Origin of the sequence: Paraburkholderia rhizosphaerae (assembly GCF_004366595.1) — a bacterium.
Lineage (GTDB): Bacteria > Pseudomonadota > Gammaproteobacteria > Burkholderiales > Burkholderiaceae > Paraburkholderia > Paraburkholderia rhizosphaerae.
In genome coordinates, this window is record NZ_SORE01000009.1 from 183,368 (window position 1) to 198,544 (window position 15,177).

A 15,177-nucleotide genomic window follows, 5' to 3' on the forward strand; every position below is an offset into this window, starting at 1 on the left:
ACAGGCGCCCGGTGACGACCCAACGAATGACGCCAGGTTTTGCCGTCCGCTCAGACTTGCGCGCCCGCGTTCGGATCGTTCGGATCGTGGCGTTCCTTCTTTTCCTTCAGCAGGTCTTCCCGCTTCACCCCCAGCCACATCGCGAGCGCCGCCGCGACGAACACCGACGAATAGATACCGAACAGGATACCGACCGTCAGCGCCAGCGCGAAGTAGTGCAGCGTCGGGCCGCCGAACAGGAACATCGACAGCACCATCATCTGCGTACAGCCGTGCGTGATGATGGTTCGCGACATCGTGCTGGTGATCGCGTGGTTGATCACTTCGATCACGCTCATCTTGCGTTCGCGGCGGAACGTTTCGCGGATCCGGTCGAAGATAACCACCGATTCGTTGACCGAGTAGCCGAGCACCGCGAGCACCGCCGCGAGCACCGACAGCGAGAACTCCCATTGGAAGAACGCGAAGAAGCCGAGAATGATCACCACGTCGTGCAGGTTCGCGATCACGCCGGCAACCGCGTACTTCCACTCGAAGCGGAACGACAGATAGATCACGATGCCGGCGACCACGCACGCGAGCGCGAGCAGGCCGTCGGTGGCGAGTTCCTTGCCGACCTGTGGCCCGACGAACTCGACGCGCTGCAACTGCACCTGCGCGTTCTCGCCCTTCAGTGCGCCCATCACCTGGTCGCTTTGCTGCGCGGACGTCAGGCCCTGCTTTAGCGGCAGGCGAATCAGCACGTCACGCGATGTGCCGAAGTTCTGCACCTGCGCGTCGGCATAGCCGAGCTTCGCCAGCGTGTCGCGCACCGGCTCGAGCGGCACGGCCTGCGGATACTGCACTTCGATCACCGTACCGCCGGTGAACTCGATCGACAGATGCAGGCCGCGGTGTACGAGGAAGAACACGGCAGCGATGAATGTAATCAGCGAGATCGCGTTGAAGATCAACGCGCGCTGCATGAACGGAATGTCTTTGCGGATGCGGAAAAATTCCATGGTCTCGTTCTCCGGGCTTCAGCGGGATGAACCCGGTTTCTTCGGCGCGTTGCCGGATGCCGGTGTGTCCGGCGCGTTGCGGCGGCGTACCGTCGGCTTGCCGGCGCGAGCTTGCGCGGATGCGGGTGCCTTCTGTTTTGCAGCGGCTGGCGCGACCGTGCGGGCCGCGCCGGTGGTGCCGCCCGCCGCGGCTGCCGTATCGTCGTCCAGATAGGCAGCGGCGCCGTTGGCCGTCGCCGGACGCCACACCTGACCGACCGCGAGTGACTTCAGTTTCTTCTTGCCGCCGTACCAGAGGTTCACGAGCCCGCGCGAGAAGAACACCGCGGAGAACATCGACGTCAGAATGCCGATACAGTGCACGACCGCGAAGCCGCGGACCGGGCCGGAGCCGAACGCGAGCAGCGCGAGGCCGGCGATCAGCGTGGTCACGTTCGAGTCGAGAATGGTCGCCCATGCATGCGCGTAGCCGTTCTGGATTGCCAGCTGCGGCGGCGCGCCATTGCGCAGTTCCTCGCGGATGCGCTCGTTGATCAGCACGTTCGCGTCAATGGCCATACCGAGCGCGAGCGCGATAGCGGCAATACCTGGCAGTGTCAGCGTCGCCTGCAGCATCGACAGAATCGCAACCAGCAGCAGCAGGTTCACCGACAGCGCGATCATCGAGATCAGGCCGAACAGCATGTAGTACGCGATCATGAAGGCTGCGATCGCGATAAAGCCGTACACGACCGAATCAAAGCCCTTCTTGATGTTGTCCGCGCCGAGGCTCGGGCCGATCGTGCGTTCCTCGATGATCTCCATCGGCGCAGCGAGCGAACCGGCGCGCAGCAGCAGCGCGAGATCGGCCGCCGCTTGCGGCGTCGGCTGGCCGGTAATCTGGAAGCGATCGCCGAGCTCGGACTGAATCGTCGCGACCGTCAGCACCTGGCCCTTGCCCCTTTCGAACAACACCATGGCCATCGGCTTGCCGATGTTGTCGCGCGATACCGCGCGCAACGCGCGGCCGCCCGCCGAATCCAGACGGATATTGACCGACGGACGCTGGTGCTCGTCGAAGCCCGCCGATGCGTCGATGATGCGGTCGCCGGTGAAGATCACCTGCTTGCGCAGCAGCACCGGCACCTGGTTGCCTTGCGTGAAGAGTTCGTCGCCCGGCGGCACCGGATCGCCCGGATTCGGGTGCGTATTGACCGGGTCCGCGAGACGCGCTTCGAGCGTCGCGGTACGGCCGATGATGTCCTTTGCTTTCGCGGTGTCCTGCACGCCCGGCAATTCGACGACGATGCGGTCGTTGCCCTGCTGCTGGATCACCGGCTCCGCGACGCCCAGTTCGTTGACGCGGTTATGCAGCGTCGTGATGTTCTGCTTGAGCGCGGATTCCTGCACGGTCTGCTTCACCGCCGGCGTGAATGTGCCGACCACCTGCCAGCCGCCGTCCGTCGCCTGCTGGGTCGCCCACTGCAATTCGCTGACGCCCTTCGTCAGCTCCTTGCGCGCCGCTTCGGCGGTGTTCTGGTCCGCGAAGCTCGCCACCACCGACTGGCCGACCCGATTCACGCCGCCGTCACGAATGCGGTTGTCGCGCAGCAGCGTGCGCGCATCCGACGCATCCGAATCGAGCTTCTTGTTCAGCGCGCCTTGCATGTCGACCTGCAGCAGGAAGTGCACGCCGCCGCGCAAATCGAGACCGAGGTACATCGGCAGCGCGTGCAGCGCGGTCAGCCAGCGCGGCGATGCGCTTTGCAGGTTCAGCGCGACGACGTAGGTCGGATCGGTCGGATCGCTGTTCAGCGACTTTTGCAGCAGATCCTTCACCCGCAGTTGTGTGTCGGTGTCGCGCACGCGTACGCGGATGTTCGCGTTCAGCTGCGAATTGTCGAACGTGACTGCGTCCGGCGTAATCTGGCTCGCCGCCAGCGCCGCTTCGACCTGCGACAGCGTGGCCGAATCGAGCTTGACCGTTGCCTTGCCGCTCGACACCTGCACCGCCGGCGCTTCACCGTAGAAGTTGGGCAGCGTGTACAGGAGGCCGATGGCGAGCGCCACCAGCATCACGGCGTATTTCCAGAGGGGGTAACGATTCATGGGATGGTCCAACGGACGGTTGGCTGGAAGCGAGGTCTGAGAGCGTGCGCTGAGTAGCGAGGCGTAGACGTCCGGCTATCGAACGAGACGACGAAACGACAAAACATGTTGCATCTTTCCGTCTCTTGCTGCTTGCGGTTGGTTCAAAGCCGCTGATTCAATGCCTTTGCTGCACTGCTGTCGCTGCAAGGCCGCGCCGGATTCGACTGAAAACGCGTGGTCGAAACGGATCGGCGCGGCGCCTTGCCAGGGACTTGCTCGTGCTGCACACGCGTTACAGCGACTTGATCGTGCCTTTCGGGAGGATCGTCGTGACCGAAGCCTTCTGCACGGTGATTTCGGTGCCTTCCGAGATCTCGACGCCGACGTATGCTTCACCGACTTTGGTGATCTTGCCGACGATGCCGCCGTTCGTCACGACCTCATCGCCTTTCGCCATCGCCGCGAGCATGTTGCGATGTTCCTTCTGGCGCTTCATTTGCGGGCGAATCATGATGAAGTAGAGCACTGCGAACATCAGAATGAGCGGCAGGAAGCTCATCAGGCTCGATTCTGCGCCCCCCGCGGCACCGCCTTGCGCAAAGGCATTGGAAATGAACGACACGTTGGTCTCTCCGTTTTTACCAGTCAAAAAAATTCAGCCGATTATTCTACCACCGGCCCTTTGCGCGACGGCGCGCCAATTCGGTATGGCGCTCACGGCCGCCCGATTTTGCGCAAGCGCTGCAACGACGCCGCGACGGCCGGCACCGGGTACAGCGCGGACGCGTTTCGGGCATCCATTATCGATGCCTGTCTGGGCACCGTTTTGACACAGTGACTAATAGGCACCGAGCAGGCACCGAGCAGGCACCGAGCAGGCACCGAGCGAGGCACTGATTGGCGTCCCGTCGCGAAAGACAATTGTAATGTTTTGCGCGACATCCTTCTAATCGACGCCGCGCGCGCGGTTCTCATGAAACTGCTTGCGAAACGCGTCGAACAGGCCGGCGTCGATTGCGTCGCGAATTTCCTGCATCAGTTCGAGGTAGTAGTGCAGGTTGTGAATCGTGTTCAGTTGCGCGCCGAGAATCTCGCCGACGCGGTGCAGATGGTGCAGATAGCCGCGCGTGAAGTGCTGGCACGTATAGCATCCGCATTGCTCGTCGAGCGGGCGCAGCGAGTTCTTGTGCGTCGCGTTGCGGATCTTGATGTCGCCAAAGCGCGTGAACAGCCAGCCATTGCGCGCGTTGCGCGTCGGCATCACGCAGTCGAACATGTCGACGCCCGCGGCGACGCCGGCCACCAGGTCCTCCGGCGTGCCGACGCCCATCAGGTAATGCGGCTTGTGCGCGGGCAGCCTGGGTGCGACGTGTTCGAGCACGCGCATCATGTCCTCTTTCGGCTCGCCGACCGACAGCCCGCCAATCGCGAGACCGTGAAAGTCCATGTCGGCGAGGCCTGCGAGCGATTCGTCGCGCAAATCTTCGAACATGCCGCCCTGGACGATGCCGAACAGCGCGTTCGGGTTGGTGAGGCGCTGGAATTCGTCGACCGATCGCTTCGCCCAGCGCATCGACATGCGCATCGACGCGGCCGCTTCGTCGCGCGTCGTCGGCACGCCGTTGGTCGCGTAGGGCGTGCATTCGTCGAATTGCATCACGATGTCCGAGTTCAGCACCTTCTGGATCTGCATCGATACTTCCGGCGACAGGAACAGCTTGTCGCCGTTGATCGGCGACGCGAACGTCACGCCGTCTTCAGTGATCTTGCGCAGGTCGCCAAGCGAAAATACCTGGAAGCCGCCCGAATCGGTGAGGATCGGGCGTTTCCAGCCCATGAAAGCGTGCAGGCCGCCGTGCGCGGCGATCGTCTCGAGGCCCGGCCGCAGCCACAGGTGAAACGTGTTGCCGAGGATGATCTGCGCGCGGATTTCGTCGAGCTCGCGCGGCTGGATCGCCTTGACCGTGCCATAGGTGCCGACCGGCATGAAGATCGGCGTTTCGACGACGCCGTGATTCAGCGTCAAGCGGCCGCGGCGCGCCTGGCCGTCGGTCTTCAGCAGCTCGAATTTCAGCCCTGACGCGGGCGGCGTGTGATCGTGCAGGTGATCGGCGTGATGGTTGTGTTGATGACCGTCGGTCATTGAAAAGCTCCTGTGCAACCGGGAAACAGCCCGGCGCGTGAACGGTGAAGCTGGGTGAAGCCTGATGGCGAGGCCCACCGGAGGGTATCCGGCGGCCGATGAAAAAATCCTCGTTTTCAGTTAAACGCCAACGCTCGTCATGCATCGCCGCTGCGGGTCAGCAGCATGGCGTCGCCATAACTGAAGAAACGGTAGCGCTCTTGAATCGCATGCTGGTAGGCCGCGCGAATCGTATCGATGCCGGCAAATGCCGATACCAGCATCAGCAGCGTCGACTTCGGCAAATGGAAGTTCGTCACGAGCCGGTCGACCACACGAAACCGGTAGCCGGGCGTGATGAAAATATCCGTTTCCGCGCTGGTCGCCGCGAGCGGCCGGCCGGCGCTTTGCGCGTCGCGCGCGGCGGCTTCGAGCGCTCGCATCGACGTCGTGCCGACCGCGATCACGCGGCCGCCGCGTGCGCGGGTCGCTGCGATCTTGTCGACCAGCGATTGCGGCAACTGGTACCACTCGCTGTGCATCTTGTGCTCCGCGATGTTCTCGACGCGCACCGGCTGAAACGTGCCCGCGCCGACATGCAGGGTCAGCGTCGCACGCTCGACACCGCGCGCGTCGAGTCGCGCTAACAGCGCTTCGTCGAAATGCAGGCCGGCGGTCGGTGCGGCCACCGCGCCCGGATTTTGCGCGTAGACGGTCTGGTAGCGCGTTTCGTCGGTCGCGTCGGCGTCATGCTCGATGTACGGCGGCAGCGGGAGTCGCCCGTACTGCTCGATCAGCGTCAGACAATCGGCCGGAAAATGCAGCGTATAGAACGGCTCGACGCGCTCACCGACCGTCACGTCGAACGCGTCGGCGAGGCGCAGCTGCGTGCCCGCAGCCGGGCTCTTGCTCGCACGGATCTGCGCGAGCGCGGTGCGCTCGCCGGTCAACCGCTCGATCAGCACCTCGATCTTGCCGCCGCTTGCCTTGTGACCGGGAAAGCGCGCTTTCAGCACTTTCGTGTCGTTGAAGACGAGCAGGTCGCCCGGCGCGATGCAGCCGGGCAGCTCCGCAAAATGGCGGTCGACCAGCGTGGCCGGGCGCGTCCGGTTGTCCACCTCGAGCAGGCGGCTTGCGCTGCGTTCGGGCAACGCGACTTGCGCGATCAGTTCGGGCGGTAGCGCGAAATCGAAATCGGAGAGGGTGAACATGCGGACGACTGGAGTACGGAAACGGCAACAAAAGCGCGCAAATAGCGTTGCAGCGTATGCATGGGCGTGTGCAACAGTGCGCTGCACGAAGGACGCGACGCGCGGCAACCCGGACTGCACCGCCCGCGGTGCGATGCGGGGCGGCCAGCAACGAAAGAAGTCAGACTGAACCGATGCCGCGCGCCGAGCGGCTATGATTGCGGGACATTGCCGCGCCAGCACACGCCCGCGCCGTTGCGCTGAGCGGCCACGAAAACGTGGAAAGCCGATATTGTACTTGCGAAGCGACTCATGCCCTTGTCCGAACGCCGTCCGCCTGTAGACCCCGATGAAGCGGGTGCCGCGCCGCCGCGCCGCGCCGCGCGCGGCAAAGCGGCGCGGGTGAGCACGGATGCCGCGGCCGCGCAGCCGGGGGCGAACGTCGCAAGAACGGACGTCGCGGGGCGCGACCTCGTGGACACCGACGTCGAAATGGCTGCCGCGAACCACTCCACCGCGAAGAAACCGTCCGCGAAGCGCGGCGCCAAATCTACCGGCGCCGCCGCTGAAAAACCCGCGGCAAAACCGGCCGTCACCCGCACGGCCGACAAGCTCGCCAAGCTCGGCCTTACGCGCGATATCGACCTCGTGCTGCATCTACCGATGCGCTACGAAGACGAAACGTCGTTGACGCCGATCGGTGAATTGCTACCGGGCGGCATCGCGCAGTCGGAAGGGGTCGTGTTCGACAACGAGATCGCGTACCGGCCGCGTCGTCAGTTGCTGGTCAAGCTGCGTGACGATGCCGGCGACGAACTCGTGCTGCGCTTTCTGAATTTCTACGGCTCCCAGGTCAAGCAGATGTCGCCCGGCGTGCGGCTGCGCGTGCGCGGCGACGTACGCGGCGGGTTCTTCGGCATGGAGATGGTCCATCCGGCGGTGCGCGTCGTCGACGAAGACACGCCGCTGCCGCAGGCGCTCACTCCGGTCTATCCGAGCACCGCGGGCGTCACGCAGGCGTATCTGCGCAAGGCGATCGACAATGCGCTGTCGCGCACATCGCTACCGGAACTGCTGCCTGAGCCGATCGCACATGCGTATCTGAAGCCGCTCGACCTGCCGCCACTGATGCAGGCGGTTCGCACGCTGCACCATCCGCATGCGGATGCGGACGAAACCGCATTGATCGACGGCACGCATCCCGCGTGGTCGCGCATCAAGTTCGAAGAGCTGCTTGCGCAGCAGATGTCGCTCAAGCGCGCGCACGAAGAACGCCGCGCGCGCTCCGCGCCGGCGATGCCGCGGCGCCCGGCCAACGATGCTGATTCGCTGGTCGCGCGTCTGCTTGCCGCGTTGCCTCTCTCATTGACCGGAGCGCAGCAGCGCGTCGGCGCGGAAATCGCGGACGATCTGACGCAGCCGCACCCGATGCAGCGTTTGCTGCAGGGCGACGTTGGCAGCGGCAAGACCATCGTCGCCGCGCTCGCGGCCGCGCAGGCGATCGACGCCGGCTACCAGGCCGCGCTGATGGCGCCGACCGAAATCCTCGCTGAACAGCATGCGCGCAAGCTGCGCGGCTGGCTCGAGCCGCTTGGCGTTGCGGTCGCGTGGCTCGCGGGCAGCCTCAAAGCGAAAGAGAAGCGCGCGGCGCTGGAAGCGGCGGCGCTCGGCACGGCGCGCCTCGTGATCGGCACGCACGCGATCATCCAGGACAGCGTCGAATTCGCGCGGCTCGGCCTCGTGATCGTCGACGAGCAGCACCGGTTCGGCGTCGAACAGCGGCTCGCGCTGCGCGCGAAGGCGAAGAACGCAGCGGACGGCGCGCATGCGTTCCAGCCGCATCAGCTGATGATGTCGGCGACGCCGATCCCGCGCACGCTCGCGATGACGTATTACGCGGACCTCGACGTGTCGACGCTCGACGAACTGCCGCCGGGCCGCACGCCGATCCTGACAAAGCTCATTTCCGATGCGCGCCGGGAAGAGGTGATCGGCCGCGTGCGCGAAGCTGCGTTGACCGGGCGCCAGGTGTACTGGGTGTGCCCGCTGATCGAGGAAAGCGAGACGCTGCAACTGCAGACGGCTGTCGAGACATACGAAACGCTGGTCGCCGCGTTGCCGGAACTGAAAGTCGGGCTCGTGCACGGACGCCTCGCACAGGCCGAAAAAGCCGCCGTGATGGATGCGTTCACCCGCAACGAAGTGCAACTGCTGGTGGCGACGACGGTCATTGAGGTGGGCGTCGACGTTCCGAACGCATCGTTGATGGTGATCGAGCACGCGGAGCGCTTCGGACTCGCGCAATTGCATCAGTTGCGTGGACGGGTCGGGCGCGGCAGCGTCGCGTCGGTGTGCGTGTTGCTGTATTCGGGGCCGCTGTCGATTGCCGGCCGCGCACGGCTGCAGACGATGCGCGAAACCACCGACGGCTTCGAAATTGCCCGCCGCGACCTCGAAATTCGCGGCCCCGGCGAATTTCTCGGCGCGCGCCAATCCGGCGCGGCGATGCTGCGCTTCGCGGACCTGCAGCAGGACGGCTGGCTGATCGAGCCGGCGCGCGACGCGGCGGCGCGGCTGCTCGCTGACTATCCGGAGGTCGTCACTCAGCATCTCGCCCGCTGGCTTGGCGCGCGCGAACATTATCTGAAAGCGTAAGCGGGCTGCGAAAAGCGCGCGGGAATCAGCCGGTTCGCGTCGAATGACGGTGCCCCTTTGCGGGCGGCCGCGCGCTCGATGGTTGGCGAATTGGCCCCATAGGTGTATAACTGAAACCTATTGATTCCATTGCACTGATTGCTCCCTCAATGACGCTCACAGAATTGAAATACATCGTCGCGGTGGCTCGCGAGCGGCATTTCGGCCGTGCGGCGGAGGCGTGTTTCGTCAGCCAACCGACGTTGTCCGTAGCGATCAAGAAGCTCGAAGACGAATTGAATGTGCAGATCTTCGAGCGCGGCACCAGCGAAGTCAGCGTGACGCCGATCGGCGAGCAGATCGTCACCCAGGCGCAGCGGGTGCTCGAGCAGACCCTCGCGATCAAGGAAATCGCTAAACAGGGGAAGGATCCGCTGGTCGGGCCGCTGCGCCTGGGCGTGATCTACACGATCGGGCCGTATCTGCTGCCGACTCTGGTCAAGCAGATGATCAAGCGCGTGCCGCAGATGCCGCTGATGCTGCAGGAAAATTACACGCTGAAGCTGATCGAACTGCTCAAGCAGGGCGAGATTGATGTCGCGATCATGGCACTGCCGTTTCCGGAAACCGGTTTGATGCTGCGGCCGCTTTACGACGAGCCGTTCGTCGTTGCGCTGCCGTCGGGTCACGCGTGGGAATCGCGCGAAAAGATCGATCCGGGCGATCTGAAGCAGGAGACGATGCTGCTGCTTGGTAGTGGCCACTGTTTCCGCGATCACGTGCTTGGCGTCTGTCCGGAACTGATGCGCTTCTCACAAAACGCGGACGGCATTCAGAAAACCTTTGAAGGGTCGTCGCTCGAGACCATCCGTCATATGGTCGCGAGCGGCGTTGGCATTACCGTGCTGCCGCGGATGTCGGTGCACGAGGTCAAGCCGCACGCGGGTGGCGTCGATTCCGGGCTGCTCAGTTATGTCGCTTTCGACGAACCCGTGCCGGACAGGCGGGTGGTGCTCGCGTGGCGCAAGAGCTTTACGCGGATGCCGGCCATTGACGCGATCTGCGACGCGGTTGCCGCGTGTGATTTGCCGGGAGTCAGGAAGCTTGATTTGCCGGCAGCGGTGAATTGATGTCGCGCGCCCGGTTGACGGGCGCGTCGCGTTTGGCGGTTTTAACGCGCGTTGCCGGGTGCCAGTCCGTTCGAATGGAACGGGCTTTCGGCCCCGCGGCGGACAAGGCCGTTTCAATGTTCCGGCCACCGTAATACACGCCCATGATGAGTAACTGATTGTCTTCGACGACGAACGCAATTGTGATTCGTCCGAGTCAGTTCGTGAGGCGTAGTCCCCGTCGGATGTCGTCACGCCGCTCTCCGGGGTGCGGAAACATTTGCAGGCTTTTCGCGGCGAGTGCCGTGCGCGCCTCGCCTGCACTGATTGCACGCGACGGGTCGGCTTTCAGCGCGTCAAAGGCGGGTGCTACCTGCTCGCGCAGCCCTGCGTCGGCTCGCTCCCTATCAGATAGATAAATTTAATCAAACAATAAAAATCAATAGTGTTGATATAGTGCCTCTCATGGATCGCCGATCCGCACAACCAGAAACCGGAGGTACGCATGCAGCACGTCTCGTCGTCTCACGTTCCATCTGCTCCCCAGTCGTTCCAGCAGCCCGCGCCTGCAGCACTGACAGGCACCGCGCCCGCGGTGTCGCTGCGCACGGTCGCCATCTCGCTGCTGGTTGATCGCGCATTGTCCGCCTGATCCCCGCGTGCCGATCAACCTGTTGAACGATTCGTCCCCTGAAAAACGAAGGAGCAGAAGAATGACCGAACGAACCCTCACCAACGCCGCCGGCGCACCCATCGCCGACAACCAGAACTCGATGACAGCCGGTTCGCGCGGCCCGGTGGCTTTGCAGGACGTATGGCTGATCGAGAAACTCGCGCATTTCGATCGCGAGGTGATTCCCGAGCGCCGCGTTCACGCGAAGGGCTCAGGCGCGTTCGGCACGCTGACGGTCACGCACGACATCTCGCGCTACACGAAGGCGAAGGTGTTTGCGCAAGTCGGCAAGCAAACGCCGCTGTTCATGCGTTTCTCTACGGTGGCGGGCGAGCGCGGCGCTGCAGACGCCGAACGCGACGTGCGCGGTTTCTCGATCAAGTTCTACACCGAGGAGGGCAACTGGGATGTCGTCGGCAACAACACACCTGTGTTCTTCATCCGCGATCCGCTCAAGTTTCCGGATTTCATCCACACGCAAAAGCGTGACCCGTACACGAACATGCGCAGCAATGTTGCGGCGTGGGACTTCTGGTCGCGTCATCCGGAATCGCTGCATCAGGTGACGATCCTGATGAGCGACCGCGGCATCCCGCAGAACTACCGGCAGATGCACGGCTTCGGCTCGCATACGTTCTCGTTTATCAACGCGAACAACGAGCGCTTCTGGGTGAAGTTTCACTTCAAATCGATGCAGGGCATCGCGAACTACACGGACGCGCAAGCAGCCCAGGTCATCGCGCAGGACCGCGAGAGCGCACAGCGCGACCTGGTCGAAAACATCGACAACGGCAATTTCCCGCGCTGGCGATTCTGCATCCAGGTGATGCCGGAAGCGGATGCGGCGAACTATCGCTACAACCCGTTCGACATCACGAAAGTGTGGCCATATAAGGATTACCCGTTGATCGATGTCGGCACGATCGAATTGAACCGCAACGCGGACAACTATTTCGCGGACGTCGAACAGTCGGCATTTACGCCGGCGAACGTGGTGCCGGGCATTGGCTTCTCGCCGGACCGTCTGTTGCAAGGGCGCCTGTTCTCGTATGGCGACACGCAGCGGTACCGGCTTGGGATCAACCATCATCAGATCCCGGTCAATGCGTCGCGTGCGCCGGCTGTGCGTTCGTTCCATCGCGACGGCGCGATGCGCACCGACGGCAATCTCGGCCGCACCGCGAATTACGAGCCGAACCGGTTCGGCGACTTCGCGCAAGATCCGAACGCGGCTGAACCGCCGCTCGCGGCCGGTGCGGTCGATCGCTACAACCATCGCGACGACGGCGACTACTACAGCCAGCCGGCGGCGCTCTTCCGGCTGTTCGACGCGGCACAGCGCGAGCGCCTGTTCGACAACATCGCGCGGCACATCAACGGCGTGCCGGAAGCGATCGTTGCGCGGCAGGTCGAGCATTTCCGCCGCATCGACCCGGCGTACGCGGAAGGTGTGACGTCGGCCATCGCGAAGCTTGTCGAAGCGAACGCGAAGGCGAAGTAAAGCGGCGATAAACGCGGTGGCAAAGCAGTACGACGGCGGCGCGCAAACGCCGCGCCGCCGTCTGAAGTTAAAGGAGAGCGATCATGATCCAGATGGCATTGGCAAGTATCGGTAATGGCGCACACGCGCTGCAGATCCAGCGGTTATCCGGTCCGGCGCTTGCGCGCAGGATGCTCGGGTTAGCGGTGGTCAGCAGCGGCTATGCGGTAATCGTCACGCACGCACTCTCGCACATGTTCGGCGGCTGACCAGTGGGCGTTGCGGACGCGCACATCGCCAATGCACATCGCGCACTGCGTGCATGACATTGAGTGGCAAAGAGCACGCCGGCCAACGGGCGGACGTACGACGTTCTACGCTAAACTGTCGGGCGTTCGAGAGCTCAAGGATTGCGAACAGACAATCCCGGGCAGTCAGACCGGTACGAATCACTCTTGAAAGGAGTCATCATGGCCAAAAAAAACGAAGCCGTCGCGCACGTCAACATCGGTATCAGTGACAAAGATCGCAAGAAGATCGCGGAAGGTCTGGCGCGTCTGCTCGCCGACACGTACACGCTCTATCTGAAGACCCACAACTTCCACTGGAATGTGACGGGTCCGATGTTCAATACGCTGCACCTGATGTTCGAAACGCAATACACGGAGCTGGCGATGGCGGTCGATTCGATCGCCGAGCGTATCCGCGCGTTGGGCGTGTTCGCGCCGGGCAGCTACAAGGACTTCGCGAAGCTGTCTTCGATTGCGGAAGCGGATGGTGTGCCGTCGGCGGAAGAAATGATTCGCCAGCTGGTCGAAGGCCAGGAAGCCGTGGTGCGCACCGCACGCCAGATTTTCCCGGTCACGGAAGCGGCAAACGACGAGCCGACCGCGGACCTGCTGACGCAGCGCATGCAGACGCACGAAAAGACCGCCTGGATGCTGCGCTCGATGCTGGCCTGAGCGAACCACCACATGAGTTGGAAAGCCCGGCAGGAAGCGAAACCTGCCGGGCTTTTTTTCTGTAGCGATCGCGTATGCCGCGCGTTGTGTGCCGCCAATAACCGCGCGCCGGCGCGCTTCCAAAGTGCCGCGCGCGTGCTGCACTAAAATAGCGGGATCGTTCCCAACGCAATCCCCATGTTTGCCCGACTCCCGCTCTATCTACGGCTCGTCCGCATGGACAAGCCGATCGGCACGCTGCTGCTGCTGTGGCCGACGCTCAACGCGCTGTGGATCGCGTCCGGCGGCCGGCCGTCGCTGTCGCTGCTGTTCATTTTCGTGATCGGCACGTTCCTGATGCGTTCGGCCGGTTGCGCGATCAACGACTACGCGGATCGCGATTTCGATCGTTACGTGAAGCGCACCGAGAACCGCCCGATTACGTCGGGCAAGATCAACGCGTGGGAAGCGGTTGCGCTAGCCGCGGCGCTCGCACTGCTAGCGTTCCTGCTCATCCTTCCGCTCAATACGCTTACCAAGGAACTGTCGGTATTTGCGCTTTTCGTCGCGGGCACTTATCCGTTCACGAAGCGCTTTTTCGCGATTCCGCAGGCGTATCTCGGCATCGCGTTCGGCTTTGGTATTCCGATGGCGTTCGCAGCCATTCAGGACCACGTGCCAACGCTTGCATGGGTGATGCTGATCGCGAACGTATTCTGGTCGGTCGCCTACGATACCGAATACGCAATGGTCGATCGCGACGACGATCTGAAGATCGGCATTCGCACGTCCGCGCTGACGTTCGGCCGCTACGACGTGCTCGCGATCATGCTGTGCTACGCGATGACGCTTGGCATCTATGCGGGCATCGGCGTCGTGCTTGGCTATGGTGCGCTGTACTGGCTCGGGCTAGCCGGTGCCGCGGGCTGCGCGATCTATCACTACACGCTGATTCGCGGCCGCGAACGGATGCCGTGCTTTGCCGCGTTTCGCCATAACAACTGGCTGGGCGGCGTGCTATTTGCCGGCATTGCCGCGCATTACGCGGTGCAAAACTTCTGACTCCGGCTGCGTGCCGCGCGCCGTCGCGGCACGCATCAGGTTCATGCGTGCGGGCGGCTGCGTCGATTGGCCTGATGCTTATTGCTTGCCGAATTCGTCGCCCATCTCTTTCGCGCGTGTATCCGCGGCAAGCGCACCGCGCACGATGGCCTCTTTCACATGCTGCGCATCGAACGCGGCAAGGGCCGCCGCGGTTGTACCGCCCTTGGACGTCACGCGTTCGCGCAACACCGATGGCGGCTCGTCGGATTGCGCGGCCAGTTGCGCGGCGCCGGTGAACGTCGCGACCGCGAGCGCGCGGCTTTGCGCGTCGTCCATGCCGAGCTGGCGAGCGGCTTCCTGCAGCGCTTCGATGAAATAAAACACGTACGCGGGGCCGCTGCCGGAGATGGCGGTGACGGCGTCGATCTTCGATTCGTCGTCGAACCATACCGTCTGACCGACCGCGCCGAGCACTTGCGACGCGAGCGCGCGTCCTGCCGCATCGACGCCGTCAAGTGCGACGAGCCCCGCGACGCCCATGCCGATCAGCGCGGGCGTATTCGGCATCGTCCGGATGATGCGCGCGTGGCCGTTCAGCCAGCGCGACAGATCGGCCGCGCGTATGCCCGCGACAATGCTGATCACTAGCTGCTGCGCGGAAAGATACGAGGCCAGCGCCGCGGCGACCTCTTTGACGACTTGCGGCTTGACGGCAAGCACGATCGCGTCGAACGACGCGAGCGCTGCATCGGCGGCAGCCGCGGTCCCGATACCGAATTGCTGCTGATTACGCTTGCGCGCGTCCTCATTCGGATCGATCGCATAGAGATCCACTGCGGCGACGCCACGCTTGATCAGCCCGCCGATCAGCGCAGCCGCCATATTGCCGCCGCCAATAAACGCTATTTTCATG

At 63.5% G+C, this 15,177-nt stretch carries 13 protein-coding genes; 7 read left to right on the forward strand and 6 right to left on the reverse strand.

Going from position 1 to position 15,177, the window contains the following annotated elements; all coding sequences use genetic code 11:
- Nucleotides 1–50: 50 nt before the first annotated feature.
- From secF to queA, 5 genes are all read right to left on the reverse strand, one after another.
- A complete protein-coding gene (gene secF, locus BX592_RS14115; RefSeq protein WP_134192405.1) occupies nt 51–1,001 on the reverse strand; it encodes a protein translocase subunit SecF in 951 nt (316 codons plus the stop codon).
- An 18-nt stretch (nt 1,002–1,019) separates the two neighbouring features.
- Entirely contained in the window at nt 1,020–3,089 is a 2,070-nt protein-coding gene (gene secD / locus BX592_RS14120) for a protein translocase subunit SecD (protein WP_134192406.1), read from the reverse strand.
- A gap of 274 nt (nt 3,090–3,363) precedes the next feature.
- The gene (yajC, locus tag BX592_RS14125; RefSeq protein WP_134192407.1) at nt 3,364–3,693 is read right to left on the reverse strand and encodes a preprotein translocase subunit YajC; all 330 of its coding nucleotides are present in this window, start codon (nt 3,691–3,693) and stop codon (nt 3,364–3,366) included.
- Between the two features lie 324 nt (nt 3,694–4,017).
- Complete coding sequence (tgt, locus tag BX592_RS14130; protein WP_134192408.1) at nt 4,018–5,214, reverse strand: tRNA guanosine(34) transglycosylase Tgt; 1,197 nt, start codon at nt 5,212–5,214, stop codon at nt 4,018–4,020.
- Nucleotides 5,215–5,351: 137 nt separating this feature from the next.
- Nucleotides 5,352–6,404 carry a tRNA preQ1(34) S-adenosylmethionine ribosyltransferase-isomerase QueA gene (gene queA, locus BX592_RS14135; RefSeq protein ID WP_134192409.1) on the reverse strand — a complete coding sequence of 351 codons (1,053 nt, stop codon included), beginning with the start codon at nt 6,402–6,404 and terminating at the stop codon, nt 5,352–5,354.
- A gap of 291 nt (nt 6,405–6,695) precedes the next feature.
- On the opposite strand from queA, the gene recG reads away from it, so the two are divergent.
- From recG to ubiA, 7 genes are all read left to right on the forward strand, one after another.
- Entirely contained in the window at nt 6,696–9,038 is a 2,343-nt protein-coding gene (gene recG / locus BX592_RS14140) for an ATP-dependent DNA helicase RecG (protein ID WP_134192410.1), read from the forward strand.
- A gap of 149 nt (nt 9,039–9,187) precedes the next feature.
- Nucleotides 9,188–10,147 (forward strand): LysR substrate-binding domain-containing protein, encoded by a 960-nt coding sequence (locus tag BX592_RS14145; protein ID WP_134192411.1) that lies wholly within the window; start codon nt 9,188–9,190, stop codon nt 10,145–10,147.
- A gap of 484 nt (nt 10,148–10,631) precedes the next feature.
- Entirely contained in the window at nt 10,632–10,778 is a 147-nt protein-coding gene (locus BX592_RS33800) for a hypothetical protein (RefSeq protein WP_166676355.1), read from the forward strand.
- 61 nt (nt 10,779–10,839) lie between these two features.
- On the forward strand, nt 10,840–12,300 hold the full coding sequence (locus BX592_RS14155) for a catalase (protein WP_134192412.1): 1,461 nt from the start codon (nt 10,840–10,842) through the stop codon (nt 12,298–12,300).
- A gap of 83 nt (nt 12,301–12,383) precedes the next feature.
- Nucleotides 12,384–12,548: a hypothetical protein gene (locus BX592_RS33805; RefSeq protein WP_166676356.1), complete on the forward strand. Its 165-nt coding sequence runs from the start codon at nt 12,384–12,386 to the stop codon at nt 12,546–12,548.
- 201 nt (nt 12,549–12,749) lie between these two features.
- Complete coding sequence (locus tag BX592_RS14160) at nt 12,750–13,241, forward strand: Dps family protein (RefSeq protein ID WP_134192413.1); 492 nt, start codon at nt 12,750–12,752, stop codon at nt 13,239–13,241.
- A 177-nt stretch (nt 13,242–13,418) separates the two neighbouring features.
- On the forward strand, nt 13,419–14,282 hold the full coding sequence (gene ubiA / locus BX592_RS14165) for a 4-hydroxybenzoate octaprenyltransferase (protein WP_134192414.1): 864 nt from the start codon (nt 13,419–13,421) through the stop codon (nt 14,280–14,282).
- A 78-nt stretch (nt 14,283–14,360) separates the two neighbouring features.
- On the opposite strand, the gene proC is transcribed toward ubiA, so the two are convergent.
- Nucleotides 14,361–15,176: a pyrroline-5-carboxylate reductase gene (gene proC, locus BX592_RS14170; RefSeq protein ID WP_134192415.1), complete on the reverse strand. Its 816-nt coding sequence runs from the start codon at nt 15,174–15,176 to the stop codon at nt 14,361–14,363.
- Between the last annotated feature and the right edge of the window lies 1 nt (nt 15,177).